The 16,166-nt window shown below is 60.4% G+C and carries 12 protein-coding genes; 8 read left to right on the forward strand and 4 right to left on the reverse strand.

The genetic code is table 11. The features are described from left to right. Both E4656_RS14105 and E4656_RS14110 read right to left on the reverse strand, forming a co-directional pair. Entirely contained in the window at positions 1–2,616 is a 2,616-nt protein-coding gene (locus E4656_RS14105; protein WP_135483940.1) for a TRAP transporter permease, read from the reverse strand. Positions 2,617–2,741: 125 nt separating this feature from the next. Beyond that, a complete protein-coding gene (locus E4656_RS14110) occupies positions 2,742–3,719 on the reverse strand; it encodes a TAXI family TRAP transporter solute-binding subunit (RefSeq protein WP_135483941.1) in 978 nt (325 codons plus the stop codon). A gap of 150 nt (positions 3,720–3,869) precedes the next feature. On the opposite strand from E4656_RS14110, the gene E4656_RS14115 reads away from it, so the two are divergent. From E4656_RS14115 to E4656_RS14135, 5 genes are all read left to right on the forward strand, one after another. Next, positions 3,870–5,129, forward strand: a complete 1,260-nt coding sequence (locus E4656_RS14115) for a pyridoxal phosphate-dependent aminotransferase (RefSeq protein ID WP_240753992.1) — start codon at positions 3,870–3,872, stop codon at positions 5,127–5,129. A gap of 274 nt (positions 5,130–5,403) precedes the next feature. Then, entirely contained in the window at positions 5,404–6,420 is a 1,017-nt protein-coding gene (locus E4656_RS14120; protein ID WP_135483942.1) for an amino acid ABC transporter substrate-binding protein, read from the forward strand. Between the two features lie 116 nt (positions 6,421–6,536). After that, on the forward strand, positions 6,537–7,724 hold the full coding sequence (locus E4656_RS14125; RefSeq protein WP_135483943.1) for an amino acid ABC transporter permease: 1,188 nt from the start codon (positions 6,537–6,539) through the stop codon (positions 7,722–7,724). A gap of 1 nt (position 7,725) precedes the next feature. Beyond that, positions 7,726–8,820: an amino acid ABC transporter permease gene (locus E4656_RS14130; RefSeq protein WP_135483944.1), complete on the forward strand. Its 1,095-nt coding sequence runs from the start codon at positions 7,726–7,728 to the stop codon at positions 8,818–8,820. A gap of 13 nt (positions 8,821–8,833) precedes the next feature. After that, positions 8,834–9,598 carry an amino acid ABC transporter ATP-binding protein gene (locus tag E4656_RS14135; protein ID WP_135483945.1) on the forward strand — a complete coding sequence of 255 codons (765 nt, stop codon included), beginning with the start codon at positions 8,834–8,836 and terminating at the stop codon, positions 9,596–9,598. 80 nt (positions 9,599–9,678) lie between these two features. On the opposite strand, the gene E4656_RS14140 is transcribed toward E4656_RS14135, so the two are convergent. Both E4656_RS14140 and E4656_RS14145 read right to left on the reverse strand, forming a co-directional pair. Then, a complete protein-coding gene (locus E4656_RS14140; RefSeq protein ID WP_167856070.1) occupies positions 9,679–12,027 on the reverse strand; it encodes a methyl-accepting chemotaxis protein in 2,349 nt (782 codons plus the stop codon). Positions 12,028–12,211: 184 nt separating this feature from the next. Then, positions 12,212–13,189 (reverse strand): phytanoyl-CoA dioxygenase family protein, encoded by a 978-nt coding sequence (locus E4656_RS14145; protein WP_135483947.1) that lies wholly within the window; start codon positions 13,187–13,189, stop codon positions 12,212–12,214. A 169-nt stretch (positions 13,190–13,358) separates the two neighbouring features. On the opposite strand from E4656_RS14145, the gene E4656_RS14150 reads away from it, so the two are divergent. Genes E4656_RS14150 through cobS form a run of 3 tightly spaced genes read left to right on the forward strand, consistent with a single transcriptional unit; the run spans position 13,359 to position 16,166 of the window. Then, the gene (locus tag E4656_RS14150) at positions 13,359–14,282 is read left to right on the forward strand and encodes a helix-turn-helix domain-containing protein (protein WP_135483948.1); all 924 of its coding nucleotides are present in this window, start codon (positions 13,359–13,361) and stop codon (positions 14,280–14,282) included. A gap of 35 nt (positions 14,283–14,317) precedes the next feature. Next, entirely contained in the window at positions 14,318–15,394 is a 1,077-nt protein-coding gene (cobT, locus tag E4656_RS14155) for a nicotinate-nucleotide--dimethylbenzimidazole phosphoribosyltransferase (protein ID WP_135483949.1), read from the forward strand. Beyond that, positions 15,387–16,166: an adenosylcobinamide-GDP ribazoletransferase gene (gene cobS, locus E4656_RS14160; RefSeq protein WP_135483950.1), complete on the forward strand. Its 780-nt coding sequence runs from the start codon at positions 15,387–15,389 to the stop codon at positions 16,164–16,166. Before cobT ends, cobS begins: the two co-directional genes overlap by 8 nt.

Here is a 16,166-nt window from a genome sequence, read left to right on the forward strand (position 1 = left end):
TTAGCCCCCCTGCTGGGCTGGATCAGCCGTCAACTGCTCGCGCTTGCGCCGACCCAGCTGTAAAAGAGCAATCAGACCCAGCAGCAACAACGCCGGGATCCACATCAGTTCCGCTGGCGGCCGCTCGGCATCCAGCTCGACATATTCAATACGCCAGCCAAGGTCCAGGCCCTTCTGCCGGGCCACGGAACCGAACTGAACGGTGTTCAGCACCAGGTCCGAGCCATCCTGACTGACATTGGCCAGCCCCAGATTGGCCAGCCGCTCGGTGCCGGTATCCGCCTGTTCGCCCAGCGGCAGCAGCATATAGGTCTCATAGTCGTCACCGGTCATGGTCATGCCGCTGACCCGCATACGCAGCTCGTGGCCTGCGGGCAGATCTTCGATCACCTCGGCGACATTGGCGCCGTCATAGCGATCCAGCGGCGGATGGACCATGTCCCACCAGAAACCGGGCCGGAACAGTGTGAAGGCAATCAGCAACAGCGCTACGGTTTCCCATATACGGGTTCTGGTCAGCCAGAAGCCCTGGGTCGCCGCCGCAAAAATGAGCATGGCCGTCAAGGCCGTGGTCACCACCATCATCAGGTGCCAGATGCTCTCGATGTCGATCAGCAGCAGGCTGGTGTTGAAGATGAACATGAACGGCAATATCGCCGTGCGGATATCGTAGGCAAAGCCCTGAACACCGGTCATGATCGGGTCCGCTCGGGACACGGCAGCGGCAGCATAGGCCGCCAGCCCTACCGGCGGTGTGTCGTCCGCCAGAATGCCGAAATAGAACACGAACAGGTGAGCCGCAATCAGGGGCACAATCAGGCCGTTCTGGGCGCCCAGCGACACGATCACCGGAGCCATCAGCGTGGATACCACGATGTAATTGGCCGTGGTCGGCAGGCCCATGCCCAGGATCAGGCTCATCACCGCCGTGAACAGCAGCATCAGGAACAGATTGCCGCCGGACAGGAATTCGACGAAGTCGGTCATGACCAGACCGATGCCGGTCAGCGTCACCGTGCCGACGACAATACCGGCCGCCGCTGTTGCCACACCGATACCGATCATGTTGCGCGAGCCGTTGATCAGGCCGTGGTAGAGGTCATTCATGCCCTCCCAGAGGCGGGCGGGCACATCACCACTGCGCCGGAACAGCGCCTTCAGGGGCCGTTGCGTCAGCACGATAAAGATCATGAACATGGTGGCCCAGAACACGGACAGGCCGGGAGAGCGGCGCTCAACAGCCAGGAACCAGACCAGCATGACGACGGGCAGAATGTAGTACAGCCCGGATTTGACGGTGGGCCCGACTTCGGGCAACTCCGTTATTTCCACGTCCGGGTTGTCCATGATCAGGTCAGGGAAGCGGCAGGCATACCAGATCAGTCCTATATAGGCCGCCAGTACCAGAGTCATGATCAGCGGTGTGGCAGCAGGCCCCATCAGCACCCGTATCCAGCCAATACCGTAATAGACCGCCAGGGTAATGATCGAGAGGCCGATAAACACCGTCAGGAAGCTGATCAGCGACCGCAGCAGGGTGGTCGGCTGGCGCCGCGGGATGCCTTTCATGTTGGCCTTGACGGCTTCCAGGTGCACCATGTAGATCAGGGCAACGTAGGAAATCAGCGCCGGCAGAATGGCATGCGTGATGACTTCGATATAGGAAATACCCACATACTCGATCATCAGGAAGGCGGCCGCACCCATGATGGGCGGTGTCAACTGACCATTGGTGGACGAAGCCACCTCGACTGCACCCGCCTTGGTGCCGGAAAAGCCCACCCGCTTCATCAGCGGTATGGTAAAGGTACCCGTGGTCACCACGTTGGCGATCGACGACCCGGAAATGATACCGGTGGCGCCGGAGGCGACCACGGCCGCCTTGGCCGGACCGCCCCGCATGTGGCCCAGCAGCGAGAAGGCCACCTGAATGAAATAGTTGCCCGCGCCGGCCCGGTCCAGCAATGACCCGAACAGTACGAACAGAAATACAAAGCTGGCCGAGACCCCGATGGCGACACCAAAGACACCCTCGGTGGTCAGCCACTGGTGCGACATTATACGGCGGAAGCTGCGCCCGCTGTGCTGGATGACTTCCGGAAAATAGGGGCCGAAATAGGTGTAGATCAGAAATACGGCGACCACGATCACCAGGGGTTTGCCCAAGGCTCTGCGCGTGGCTTCCAGCAGCAGCACCATGCCGACAGCAGCGAAGATCAGGTCCATGGTCAGGGGGCGGCCAGGCCGCACGGCCAGCGCCTCGTAATTGACCACCAGATACATTGCGGAAGCACTTGCCGCCAGAGCGAAGACCCAGTCGTACCAGGGCACACGATCCTGCGCGGCCCGCTTCATGGCAGGGAATGTCATGAACGCGAGAAAGATGGCAAATGCCAGGTGGATTGGTCGCATCATGGTGGTGGACAGCAGCGAGAATGGCGAGGCATTCCAGAGCTGAAACAATGCCCAGGCCAGGGCCACCGCTATAATAATCTTGCCGGTGATGCCACCCGGCATGCGCGCGCCGCTTTCTTTCTGCAGCAACTCCCTGATGCGGGTGTTGTCCGTTTCATCAATGGAAATATTGCTGCCAGCGGTCTTGGAATTATCCGTCATGAAAATATGCCTTTTGTGGAACCTGTCACCAAAAAATGCCGGACCGCTGTCAAGGCGGCCCGGCATCTCCTATCCCTGCTGAAGAGGACATGCCCTCTTCGTTTGCTGGGGGCAGGTGTGCCTGTTTACATCAGGCCCGCTTCACGGAAGTAACGCTCGGCACCCGGGTGCAGCGGTGCAGACAGACCTTCGGTAACCATGCTCTCACGCTCCAGCACCTGCAAGGCAGGGTGCAGTTCGCGGAAGCTTTCCAGGTTCTCGAACACGGCCTTGGTCACTTCATAAACCACGTCATCCGGGGTATCGGCTGAAGCCACGAAGGTGGCCGCCACACCGAAGGTGCTGACGTCTTCGTCATTGCCTCGATACATGCCACCCGGTACAGTCGCACGCGCATAGTAGGGGAACTCGGACAGCAGGCCGTCCACGGCATCACCGGTCACGTCAATCAGGCGGCTCTCACAGGCTGTGGTGGCTTCTTCGATGGCACCACTGGGGTGACCCACTACATAGATGATGGCGTCCACCTGGTTGTCGCACAAGGCAGCAGACATCTGCGAAGCCACCAGATCAGAAGCCTGCGAGTAGATGCCGAAATCCTTGCCCTGATATTCCAGCAGCTGCGTCAGCGTCGCACGCTGACCGGAGCCCGGGTTACCCACGTTGACGCGCATGCCTTCCAGCTCGTCAAAATGGCTGACACCGGCGTCGTTACGTGCAACTACGGTGAAGGGCTCCGGGTGCAGGGCAAAAACGGCCCGCAGGTCCTCATAAGCATCATCTTCAAACTGGACGATGCCATTGATGGCGTTGTACTGGACGTCACTCTGGACGATACCGAAGTCCAGCTCACCGTCACGAATGGTGTTGATGTTGAACACCGAACCGCCGGTGCTTTCCACACCACAGCGTATACCATGCTCGGAACGATTGGCATTGACCAAACGACAGATGGCACCGCCCGCAGGATAATAGACACCGGTAACGCCACCCGTACCAATGCTGATGAATTCGTTGGCGGCGGCGCTGGAAGCCACGCCCATGGAAACCGCCAGCCCGACGGTAGCCAGCCCGGCTGTGATGGATTTCTTAAGGTGTTTCATGTGTCGCTCCATTTACAATTGTAATTCTGAATTATTGGTTTTTCTCTGTCAGTTCCATTTCACAATGGACTAAGCTTGCAACCAGTGTACCGAGGTTGCAATGCTGCCTCTAGCATAATACGAAACTGGGCTTTGGCAAGGAAGAAGACCATGACTCCGGAACTGACTCTGGCTCCGCATCTGCGCAGCCTTCCCCACTCGGAAACTCTGCGCATCAACGAGCGCTGTGAACGGCTGGCGCTGCACCGGCCAGTGGTGCGCTTTGGCTTTGGCCAATCGCCCTTCCCGGTGCCGGACCGACTGCAACGCGCACTGGCGGAACATGCGCATGAAAAGGCCTATGCGCCTGTCCAGGGGCTGGCCGAACTGCGCACCGCTGTGGCCGACTTCCATCGCCGGGAGGATAGCGTCGACTGGCACGCCGATCGTGTGCTGATCGGCCCCGGCAGCAAGCTGCTGATCTACGCGGCATTGGCGGCCTTTCGGGAAGCCCATGTGTTCCTGACCAGCCCCAGTTGGGTGTCCTATGCACCACAGGCTCAGCTTGCCGGGCATCAGGTCACTCGCCTGGCCAGCCGAGCTGAAAACCAGTGGCGACTGCAACCGGAGGATCTGGCCGCAGCCTGCCGCACAGTGTCGACCGCCCTGCCCCGCATCCTGATTCTGAACTTCCCCAACAATCCGGCCGGCAGCAGCTACGAAGAGGCGCACCTGCAGGCGCTGGCCGAGGTGGCCCGGCAACACGAAGTGCTGGTGATCAGTGACGAGATCTATGGCCGTCTGCATCACCAGGGTGCTCACAGCTCCTTTGCCGAATACTATCCGGAAGGCACGCTGGTAACCGGCGGCCTGTCCAAGTGGTGTGGTGCCGGCGGCTGGCGGCTGGGCATACTGCATATTCCCGAGGCTCTTGAGGCCACGCTCAAGCCAATCCTGCTCGGTGTGGCTTCCGAAACCTGGTCCTGTGTCTCGACCCCCATCCAGCGGGCAGCTGTTGCGGCCTATTCCGGCCACCCTGAGATCGAACAATTTGTTGCACGCCAGCGCACCGTGCTGGGCCATATAGGTCGTGCCGCTACCGAGCGTCTCAACAACATGGAAGTCCGCACTGCATTCCCGGAAGGAGGCTTCTATCTGTTCCCGGATTTTGAACTCTGGCGACCGGCGCTGGCGGCCCGAGGTATCCGGACCGCTGCGGAGTTGTGCGAACACCTGTTGGCGGAGGCCGGAGTAGCCCTGCTGCCCGGCAGCGCCTTCGGCATGCCGGCGGACCAACTGACGACGCGTCTTTCCTACGTGAACATAGATGGAGCAGCGGCGCTCGACGCCAGCACAGACCTTGACACCATTGCCGAGCCGGTGCTGCAGGGCATCGAGCTGATCCATGGATGGTTGCGACCGAAAGTCTGACTTTCAGAGGCCTTGCACCAAATAAGCCTGTAAATAATTCTGGACGCCCCTTTTTGGTTCAATGCCACCGAAACCGATTTGTCGGTAGGACAATTTGCTCTATAGTCACGGGGCGTTCTGCACTCGTAAAGTGAGTGTCAGCAAGGGCTGCCGGTTCTTTCGGCACAGACAGGGCATCACAATAACAACAGTTGGCCTGTCTATTGCTTTTCCGACGCCAGCAGACTGACGTAGGACTGCGCAAGAAAATCAATAACGAGCATTGGAGCAACACATGAAAAAACTCGCTACCGTAGCCGCCAGCATTGCTGCGGCACTCACTTTCTCGGCGGCTGCTCAGGCAGCTACTCTGGATGATGTCCAGAGCCGTGACACGCTGCGCTGTGGCGTCAGCGACGGTCTGCCGGGCTTCTCCGTTACCGATTCTGACGGCAACTGGGTAGGCCTGGATGTCGACACCTGTAAAGCCGTTGCCGCTGCCGTTCTGGGCGACGCGGACAAGGTCGAGTTTGTATCGCTGACTGCTGTCGAGCGTTTCACTGCTCTGCAGTCGGGTGAAGTCGACATGCTGTCGCGCAACACCACCTGGACCACTACCCGTGATGCCTCTCTGGGTATCAACTTCACCGGCACCAACTACTATGATGGTCAGGGCTTCCTGATCAACACTGACCTGGGCGTCACCAGTGCTACCGAACTGGATGGTGCGGCCGTCTGTGTAGCCTCCGGTACCACCACCGAACTCAACCTGGCCGACTACTTCGAAGCCCAGGGCATGAGCTTCGAGCCGGTGCTTTATGATACCTCCGACCAGACCGTGGCCGGTTTCGAAGCAGGCCGCTGTGACGTTCTGACTTCCGACACCTCCCAGCTGGCCGCTCTGCGCATTCAGCTGAGCGATCCGGAAGGCGCCATGATCCTGCCCGAAATCATCTCCAAGGAGCCGCTCGGACCGGCTGTGCGTCAGGGTGACGACCAGTGGTTCAACATTGTGAAGTGGGCCCTGTTCCTGCAGGTCAACGCTGAAGAGTATGGTGTGAGCAGCAGCAATGTCGATGACATGCTGGAATCTGACGATCCGAACGTCAGCCGTATCGTCGGCACGTCCGGTGATCTGGGTTCACTGCTGGGTCTGCCTTCTGACTGGGGTTACCAGATCATCAGCCAGGTCGGCAACTATGCCGAGATGTTCGAGCGCAATGTCGGCCCCGACACTCCGCTGGAACTGGAGCGTGGCACCAATGCTCTGTGGACTGATGGCGGCATCATGTATGCACCGCCGGTACGCTGATCAGCCCGTCTGATTCAGTGTAGGTCCGGTACCCCGGGAAACCGGGGTACCATTCTGACAGCAGGGTACTGCGGTGCCCTGCTGTTGGTCGTATCTAGGGAGCGATCTTCTCTGTCATGAAACACAACCTGAATTCCACTCAACGCAGTTGGTTCAATATCAACGACCCCAGAGTGCGCAGCGTGATCTATCAGATCCTGATCATTCTCGGCGTCATCTGGGCCGTTATGACCATAGCAGGCAATGTTGTTGCCAACCTTGAGGCCCGCGGTATTGCCACCGGCTTCCGCTTTCTCGGCGAACGCGCCGGGTTTGGTGTCTCCCAGGCACTGATTGAATACTCTTCGAATTCCACCTATGGCCGCGTCTTCTTTGTCGGCCTGCTGAATACCCTGCTGGTCTCCGCCATGGGTATTGTCGCCGCCACCTTTCTCGGTCTCTTTGTGGGCCTTGGCCGGCTGACACCCAACTGGCTGGTACGCAAGATCTGCATGGTCTATATCGAGATCTTCCGCAATATCCCGGTACTGCTGCAGATATTCTTCTGGTACTACGTGGTCCTGCAGACGCTGCCACGTCCGAATCAGAGCATCGCCCTGCTCGGTGACCTGGTCTTCATCAATGTCCGGGGAGCCTATGCGCCGAGACCGATACTGGAAAGCGGTATCGGTATCCTGACCACCATGCTGATACTGGCCGTCGTCGCGGTCATTGCCCTCACCATATGGGCTCGTCGTCGCAAGCGCGATACCGGTGAAGAGTTTCCGGTACTCTGGACCTCATTGGGCATTCTGGTCGGCACCATGACTGTCGGCTACATCGCCACCGGTCAGCCACTGGTGTTTGAAATCCCCGAGCTGCGGGGCTTCAGCTTTGATGGCGGCATGCGTCTGCGTCCGGAACTGCTGGCGCTCTGGCTGGCACTGACCATCTACACCAGCACCTTCATTGCCGAGATCATCCGCTCCGGCATCCAGTCGGTTTCACACGGTCAGACCGAGGCCTGTCGGGCCCTGTCGCTGTCCGAACGCCAACGCATGAAGCTGGTGGTACTGCCGCAGGCACTGCGGGTCATAGTGCCGCCACTGACCAGCCAGTACCTGAACCTGACCAAGAACTCATCGCTGGCGGTGGCCATCGGCTACCCGGACCTGGTGTCGGTATTCCAGGGGACGGCCCTCAACCAGACCGGACAGGCCATAGAAATCGTCGGCATGACGATGGCGGTCTATCTGCTGATCAGCCTGCTGGTTTCCGCCTTCATGAACTGGTTCAACAAGCGCGTCGCGCTGGTGGAGCGATAACATGCCTTTTACTCCGACACCTGCGCGTCCGGCCCCGATCTCCCAGATGGGTGTCATCGGCTGGCTGCGCAAGAATCTGTTTTCCAATATTCCCAATACGCTGCTGAGCCTGGTGGCGCTGTATGTCGTCTGGCAGGTCCTGTCGTCCGTCATCAGTTGGGCTTTCATCAATGCCGACTGGGTTGGCAGCAGCCGGGCAGACTGCACCAGCGACGGGGCCTGCTGGGTCTTCGTCAGCGTACGCCTCAACCAGTTCATCTACGGTTTCTACCCGGCTGAGGCACGCTGGCGACCCAACCTGGCCTTTGCCCTGCTGGTCGGCTTTCTGATCTGGCTGGCTGTGCCGCGCATTCCCTACAAGAAGCTGGGCGGCATTCTGGCGCTGACGGCATTTCCGGTGGCGGCCTACTTCCTGCTCTATGGCGGTGCCTTTGGCCTGCCGGTTGTGCCGACCAGCCGCTGGGGCGGTCTGCTGCTGACCATCGTACTGGCCGTGATCGGCATCGTGCTGGCCATGCCCATCGGCATTGCGCTGGCCCTGGGCCGACGCAGCAACATGCCGGCCGTGCGTCTGGTCTGTACCATCTTTATCGAGTTCTGGCGCGGTGTACCACTGATCACCATTCTGTTCATGGCATCCGTCATGCTGCCGCTGTTCTTTGCCGAAGGGGTATCGATTGACCGCCTGATCAGGGCGCTGATCGGTATCACGCTGTTCCAGTCAGCCTATATGGCGGAAGTGGTGCGCGGCGGCCTGCAGGCGCTGGGCAAGGGGCAGTACGAAGCCGCCGACGCCCTCGGGTTGTCCTACTGGCAGAAGATGAACCTGATCATTCTGCCGCAGGCACTGAAGATCATGATCCCCGGCATCGTGAACACTACCATTTCCCTGTGGAAGGACACCAGTCTGGTGGTCATCATCGGTCTGCTCGAGGTGCTGGGTCAGGTACGCCAGGCACTGGCCGACCCCAACTGGCTGGGCTTCCCGGCCGAAGGCTATATCTTTGCAGCCCTGACCTTCTGGGTTTTCTGTTTCAGCATGTCGCGGTTCAGCCAGTATCTGGAAAGACGCCTCGACACCGGCCACAAGAATTAACGGAGCGACAGTCATGACAACCAATGAAAAAACGGAGTACAACGGCCCGGCCATCGAAATCAAGGGCATGAACAAGTGGTACGGTGACTTTCACGTTCTGAAGGACATCAATCTGGAAGTCGCCCGGGGCGAGCGCATCGTCATCTGTGGCCCTTCGGGTTCCGGCAAATCGACCCTGATTCGCTGCATCAACCGGCTGGAAGAGCACCAGGAAGGTGACATCATTGTCGACGGCATGCCCCTGATCAACGACCTCAAGAAGATCAATGCGATCCGCAAGGAAGTCGGCATGGTGTTCCAGCATTTCAATCTGTTTCCGCATCTGACTGTGCTGGAGAACTGCTCACTGGCGCCCATCTGGGTCAAGAAGATGCCCAAGAAGGAAGCCGAAGCCATTGGCATGAAGTTTCTGGAGCGGGTCAAGATTCCGGAGCAGGCCCACAAGTATCCGGGTCAGCTGTCCGGCGGCCAGCAGCAGCGCGTGGCCATCGCCCGCAGCCTGTGCATGAGTCCGCGCATCATGCTGTTCGATGAGCCCACCTCGGCCCTGGACCCGGAAATGATCTCCGAAGTGCTGGATGTCATGGTCGAACTGGCGCAGGAGGGCATGACCATGCTCTGCGTCACGCACGAAATGGGCTTTGCCAAGAAGGTCGCCGACCGTGTCATCTTCATGGATGGCGGCGAGATCGTCGAACAGAACGAGCCCAACGAGTTCTTCAACAACCCGCAGGAAGAACGGACCCGACTCTTCCTGAGTCAGATCCTGGGCCATTGAGCCCCGGCTCCTGCCACCAATACTGACCGCGTCTCTGTACAAGGGCCCTGCACAAGGGTCCTGCACAGAAAAAGGCGCGGTCAGTCTTCAACCTGCCACTGCCCCGCACCGTCCTTTAGTTCCGTCGCAACCTGCTGCAACCGCTGGCAATCTTCCGCATTGGCCTGCGCCTTTGCTTCCAGCTGCGAAGCGGCTGAGAATGAAGCGGCCATCTGCTCGGCCAGGTCCGTCGTGACCTGCCGCTGGTCATCCGACCCCTGCACAATGTCCTGGCTGGCATCCACAATCACATGCAGTGAAGCACTGATACTGTCCAGGGCCTGTTGAGCTGTTTCCGCGACCGAAGTCAGTTCATTGGAACGCCCAAAGGTAGTCTGCATCTCGGCCTGGGCCTCGGTGGCTCTCTGCCCGAGGCCTTCCACAATGGCATGAATCTCACCGGTCGCGTCCGTCGAACGTTGCGCCAACTGGCGAACTTCATCGGCTACCACCGAAAAGCCCCGACCATGTTCGCCGGCTCGGGCCGCCTCGATGGCTGCATTCAGGGCCAGCAGGTTCGTCTGGTCGGCTATCTGGGTGATCACATCCAGCACCTGCTGAATCTGCTCGAATTCGCTGGCCAGGCTCTCCACCGTCTGTGTCGTTTTCTGCACCCCGGTAGCCATACTCTGAACGCCGCCGATCACCTGCTGGATGGTGGTACTGCTGTCGCTGATGGTGCGGTCCGCCTCCCCGGTCAGGTCCACCGCCACCTGGGCTTTCTCATGCACTCTGTCTGCACTGTTCACCAGGCGCTCGATCATGCGCCGCACATTCTGATTGCGGGCGCCTTCCTCCCTCAGCATGGCCAGCGTCTGGTCCGAACCGGCACTGAGAGAATGGGCGGCTTCATCAACCGTGGCCGATGAGGCACGAATCACACTGACGGAAGCGGCAATGCTGTCCAGCAGACCATTCAGCGCCAGGGAGATCTGGCCGATCTCGTCACGCCCGGTGACCGGTGTGCGCCGCGTCAGATCATGCTGGGTCTGAATATCGGTAATGCTCTGCTGCAGTCGGGATACCGGCCGACTCAGGGAGCGCGCCAACCAGAGAGCTGCCAGCCCGGCCAGCACCAGTATGGCCAGGGTTACCAGAGCGGCAGAAGTCAGAATCTGATTACGCAGATCCTGTCCCGCTATCAGGGCTTCACCGGCTTCAAGCTCGGTCAGCAGTACCCAGTCCGCACCACCGACGGCAAGAGGCTGGAAGCTCCCCAGCACCTGCCGGTCAAGGGGGTTGATGTAGCGCCCGACACCCCCCTGACCCGCCAGTGCCTGTTCAATGCCACTGCTGCTCAGCCGAACCCGACCAGCCGCAGATTCGCTGACACGCATGGCTTCTGCCTGATCGTCAGACAAATCCGGCAACTGTGCCATAAACCCTTCAGGATCCCGCTCAAACTCCCGTTTCCCGGTTATCAGCAAGCCGGTTGGGTCGACCAGATAGGAGTCACCGGTTTCGCCCAAACCAAGCTCGGCACGTGCGCCCTGATTCGACAAGGTGGCATGCAGCTGGGCCGAGGACACTCGGGCAACAAAAACACCATACAGCTCAGCCTCTCCATCCGAGAGATCATACATCGGCATGGCCATGAAGGCGGTGAATTCGCCCAGCGCCGGCGCATACGCACTGAAAGGGGTCAAAATCGGGCTGTCTTCGGGCCCCAGTTCCAGAGCCTGTTCGTAAGCCGTCTGCAGGCCGGTACCCTGCAACCAGGGGTCCTCGACACTGGCTGCAAACTCCGGCAACTTGCGTGCACTGTAGAAGACATCCCCGGCCGGGCTGATGATGTAGGCATCGGCAAAGTTGTAGTATGTCATCAGTTCCCGCACCAGCGGATGCAGGCTCCGATGCGCAATGCTGTAACGAGTGCGGTCCTCGACGTTGGTCAGACTCAGCTTTTCATCCCAGTCTCCGGGCGAGTCCACCAGGTAGTAGTACTTGAGCACGCTATGCGGCCAGCTTCGACTGGCCACCAGACTGCTCGCATCGAAGTCCGCTCCCGGCATCTGCATGGTCAGAGCACTGCCGAACCCGGAGTCCCAGTAATCACGCAGTGCCGCTCGAACTTCCTCCTCCTCATCCGCCAGCGCATTGACCACCGCATTGAGCTGATAGCCGTTAAAGGCAGAGATCATATTGGCCGTCGACTGCCTGACCTGGGCATTGCGGGTAAAGCCAACAACCTGCTGTTGCAGGTTCTGCAGATAGTCCTGCAGGCGCCGCTGCTGGGCTTCGCTGATCAGCTCGATGCGCAGATCCGCCTGCTCTGAAAGCAGGGCCTGCCCGGCCCTGAGGCTCACTGAACTGATCAGCACACTGGCTGTTACTGCTGCCAGCAATGACAGCCCCAACACTACCAATAACAACTTATGTTTCAGATTCATTGTATAGAGGACCATCATAGTCAATGACCGGAGGCACTCTGTGCAGACAGAATGCCTCCATTACCCGCCCGATCAGGCAAGTATCATGCCGCTATGCTGACGACTCTCTGTGACGTCGGTATGACTGACATGATGAAATGCCGGGCAGGCTGTCCTCTCGACATCGGCAGCCGAGGCCGAACCTTTATGACAACGATGTGCGGTTCCAGTCATCCAGTCCCAGCAGACGTCGCCCCAATGGGCTCAGTTCTGCGCGCGCATACCGATGCTGTTCCCAGCCGCGCGGGTCGCCTGGAAAGGCATAGCCTTCGGGGGCCACTCGATCACGCCAGGAGCGGATGCGCCATTCCCGCACCACCTCGTTGTCCTCCTCTGCCGGCACCATGGCGATGTACTGCGCCAGCCGCACCTGATCCGACCGGTTGGGCTTGATGCCGTGCGCCAGCAGACTGTTGAAAATCAGCAGATCACCGGCCTGCATGGGCACGAACTCGACCGGATAGCCGCAGTCGGCCCCGGGTGAAAACGGGTCGCGATCTGCCGGCTGGCGGGCACGCCACTCGTCAAAGTGGTGGAACAGCTGCGGCACACACTGAAAACCGCCGGTATCCGGCGTGGTATCGGACAGCGCCAGCACGCCCTGTACATTGACTGGCAGCGGGTCCAGCGTGGTGTTGGCATCCCAGTGGATGAAGCCGTCGAAATCCCGCCCCGAACGATTGGGCGGGTTCAGGTTGGCGCGGTCTATGGTGACCCAGAGGTCTTCCCGGTCCCATATGTCGACAAAGGCGTCATACACTTTCTTGGTCTGGCGGTTGTCCCACAGCACCTGATGGTTGTAGCACTCCACCATGCCGCTGTTGTTCAGTTCCTGCATGGCATGGTCGCGCAACTGGGGGCGGTACCAGCTGTCCGGGTCATCCGGTGACATCTCCTGAAATTCCCACAACAGGGCGCGGGTTCGTTCGATCTGCTCCGGTGCAATGGCCTGCCGCACCACCACATAGCCGTAGTTCTGCCAGAACGCCCAGTCCGCCTCCGACAGCACGCGCAGCGGGCGCGTCTTGCGAATATCCGCCAGCGGCGTGCTGAACGTATTGGAAACACTGTTGTTGCCGGGCTGGCCCTCACCAAAACCATAGCGATTCTTGACCGTCTGCATGCCTTGTGTCCTCTTGTTGTGGGAATGCATACCCTGATGGTACCGATGGGCGGGCGCTCAGGTGGTGGTAATGAGTCGAATACTGATGAAATTCGCTCATTCCATGCGTGCAGTCTGCGTCAATGCTATGATCATCTGCAGCCCCCATCCCGGAAGCGATCAGCGATCAATGAAAGCCCAGTTCGAAACCGTTCACCACAGCCCCGACACCTCGTGGCGCTTCTTTCTGCGTGAACTGGATGAGCTGCCCTTTGAATGGCACTACCACCCGGAATACGAGCTGACTCTGACCGTCAACAGCAGCGGTGAACGTTATGTGGGCGATCACATCGCGACCTATCAGAGCGGCGATCTGGTGCTGCTGGGCCCCAACCTGCCCCACAGCTGGGCCTCCCGTCGCCGCGACGATGAGCGTCAGCCGCACCGGGTCTACGTGCTCTGGTTCCGTCAGGACCTGATGGACCGCCTGACCGGCTCCTTCCCCGAGTTTGCCAACTGGCAGTCACTGTTGTGGCAGTGTCGCCGCGGGCTGGCCTGGTCCGCTGCCGTGACCCACGGCCTCGAGCCCCTGTTTCGGCAGTTGCCGGAGGCCACGCCGGAACAGCGGCTGATCGTGCTGCTCGACATCCTGCGCCGCCTGCATCAGGAGCACGCCGAACCCCTGGCTTCTGCGGCCTTTGACAGCCAGACCCGCCCCGGCACCGAGCAGCGTCAGCTCAGTGCCCTGCTGGACACCCTGCACCAGCAATTCCGGGAACCGCTGACCACGGAGATGCTGGCTCGCCAGCACTTCATGAGTGTCAGTACCCTGAACCGCTTCTTTCGCCGGCAGATGAATCAGAGCCCGCATCAGTATCTGACCCAGGTCCGTCTGGGCCATGCCTGCGCCCAACTGATCAGCACCGACCGCCCGGTAGCCGTAATCGCCGAAGCCAGCGGCTTTGGCAACCTGTCCAACTTCAACCGGCACTTCCGGCTGCACAAGGGCATGACCCCGCGCGTCTTCCGCGCTTCCTTCCAGACGCGCAAGCCGCCACCCGGATTCAGCAGTAAACTGGCCTCAGCTCTTGCCGACGATCTGACAGTCCGTTAGTTTGCTTGCATTCATACACAGCAGGAATCCCAAGGATGACAGCACAGCCTCTTCCCGACGGCCTCAGCGTTACACCGCTCGGTCATGACCTCGATGCCGATATTCAGGCCCATCTGGACCAGCAGACCAAACCGCCGGGCTCACTGGGTCAACTGGAAACCATTGCCGCCCAGGTCGCTCGCGTGCAGGGCACGCTGCATCCGGTCTCAGCTCCGGTCTGGCATGGCGTCTTTGCTGCCGACCACGGCATCTGCAGTGAGCAGGTCAGCCCCTTTCCCAGCTCGGTTACCGCCCAGATGGTGCACAACTTTCTGCAGGGTGGCGCCGCCATCAATGTGTTCTGCCGGGAAGAGCAGGTGCAGTTGCACATCATTGATGCCGGTGTCGATGCCGACCTGCCCGAACATCCCCAGTTGCTGCATCGTTCGGCCGGCCGCGGCACGCGGGCCTTCAATCGCGAAGCGGCCATGAGCGCCGAGCAACTGCAGCATTGCCTCAGCGCGGGCGCAGAGGTGATTGACCAGCAGGCGGCAGATGCCCGCGTGATCAGCCTGGGGGACATGGGCATCGGCAACACCACCACCAGTGCCGCCGTCCTGAGCGCCATCCTGCAACAACCACCTGCTTCTCTGGTGGGTGCCGGCACCGGGGCTTCCACAGCCATGCAGCAACAGAAGGTCCGCGTGATCGAACAGGCCATGGAACGACATGGCGCCGAGCTGACCACACCGCTCGGTTGTCTGCGTTGTGTGGGCGGTTTCGAGATCGCCATGATGACAGGTGCCTTTTTGCGCGCCGCCGCACAACGCAAGCTGGTGCTGGTCGATGGCTTTATCGCCACCGCGGCCTGGTCCGTCGCCGCAGCTCTGCAGCCGGCCATTCGCGACTACACCCTGTTCGCCCACTGCAGTGACGAACGGGGCCATGCGCACGCCCTGGAGGCCCTGCAGGCAACACCGCTGCTGCACCTGGGCATGCGCCTGGGTGAAGGCACCGGTGCCCTCGCCGCTGCGCCCCTGGTGCGTCTGGCTGTCGCCCTGTTCAATGACATGGCGACCTTCGCCAGCGCCGGTGTTGACAACCGGGAACCCGAGGCCGGCACCGATGGCTGAACAGGGCACTCCGGCCGGACTTCTGCGGCGAGAATGGCAGGCGTTCTGGCTGGCCGTGGGGTTCCTGACCCGCGTGCCAATGCCGTTGCGGATCGACTATAGCCCGCAATTGATGAACCAGTGCAGCCTGTACTTTCCGCTGGTCGGTCTGTTGCTGGGCGCTCTCTATGCCGGTCTGTACAGTCTGTTCATACTGCTGTGGACACCGCTGGTCGCGGTGCTGCTGGTACTCGCCATGCATCTCTGGCTGACCGGCGCCTTTCATGAAGACGGTCTTGCCGACAGCGTGGATGCACTGGGTGGTGGTGCAGACCGGGAAGCTCGGCTCACCATCATGAAAGACAGCAGCATTGGTACCTATGGCAGTGTGGCGCTGCTTATGGCACTGGCGCTGAAGGCCGCCCTGCTGGTGGGCCTGGAGCAGGTCTGGCTGGCTCTGCTGGTCGTGCCCTGTGTCAGCCGGCTGACGCCCCTGTTGCTGATGCGCCTGCTGCCCTATGTCACCCGCACCGAGCAGACCAAAACCAGCCCCGTGGCAGAAAGCTTCAGCGGGCGTCGCCTGGCACTGGCAACGCTGGGTGTCATGCTGGTTGCTCTGGTCTCCGGCACCGGCTTTGTCAGCCTGATTGCAGTCAGCCTGATCACCCTGTACTGGGGCTGGACTCTGAAACGACAACTGGGCGGCTACACCGGGGATGCGCTGGGGGCCAGCGTGGTGCTGACCGAACTGCTGTGGCTGCTGGCTCTGGCCGCACCCGGCCTGGGGCTGTAG

Source organism: Natronospirillum operosum, assembly GCF_004768465.1.
Taxonomy (GTDB): Bacteria; Pseudomonadota; Gammaproteobacteria; order Pseudomonadales; family Natronospirillaceae; genus Natronospirillum; species Natronospirillum operosum.

Bases quoted from the DNA above. Each gene is read 5' to 3' on its own strand.
- E4656_RS14110 (WP_135483941.1), bottom strand. From the start codon at position 3,719: ATGAAACACCTTAAGAAATCCATCACAGCCGGGCTGGCTACCGTCGGG.
- cobS (WP_135483950.1), top strand. From the start codon at position 15,387: ATGGCTGAACAGGGCACTCCGGCCGGACTTCTGCGGCGAGAATGGCAG.
- cobT (WP_135483949.1), top strand. From the start codon at position 14,318: ATGACAGCACAGCCTCTTCCCGACGGCCTCAGCGTTACACCGCTCGGT.
- E4656_RS14125 (WP_135483943.1), top strand. From the start codon at position 6,537: ATGAAACACAACCTGAATTCCACTCAACGCAGTTGGTTCAATATCAAC.
- E4656_RS14135 (WP_135483945.1), top strand. From the start codon at position 8,834: ATGACAACCAATGAAAAAACGGAGTACAACGGCCCGGCCATCGAAATC.
- E4656_RS14120 (WP_135483942.1), top strand. From the start codon at position 5,404: ATGAAAAAACTCGCTACCGTAGCCGCCAGCATTGCTGCGGCACTCACT.
- E4656_RS14150 (WP_135483948.1), top strand. From the start codon at position 13,359: ATGAAAGCCCAGTTCGAAACCGTTCACCACAGCCCCGACACCTCGTGG.
- E4656_RS14115 (WP_240753992.1), top strand. From the start codon at position 3,870: ATGACTCCGGAACTGACTCTGGCTCCGCATCTGCGCAGCCTTCCCCAC.
- E4656_RS14145 (WP_135483947.1), bottom strand. From the start codon at position 13,189: ATGCAGACGGTCAAGAATCGCTATGGTTTTGGTGAGGGCCAGCCCGGC.
- E4656_RS14105 (WP_135483940.1), bottom strand. From the start codon at position 2,616: ATGACGGATAATTCCAAGACCGCTGGCAGCAATATTTCCATTGATGAA.
- E4656_RS14130 (WP_135483944.1), top strand. From the start codon at position 7,726: ATGCCTTTTACTCCGACACCTGCGCGTCCGGCCCCGATCTCCCAGATG.
- E4656_RS14140 (WP_167856070.1), bottom strand. From the start codon at position 12,027: ATGAATCTGAAACATAAGTTGTTATTGGTAGTGTTGGGGCTGTCATTG.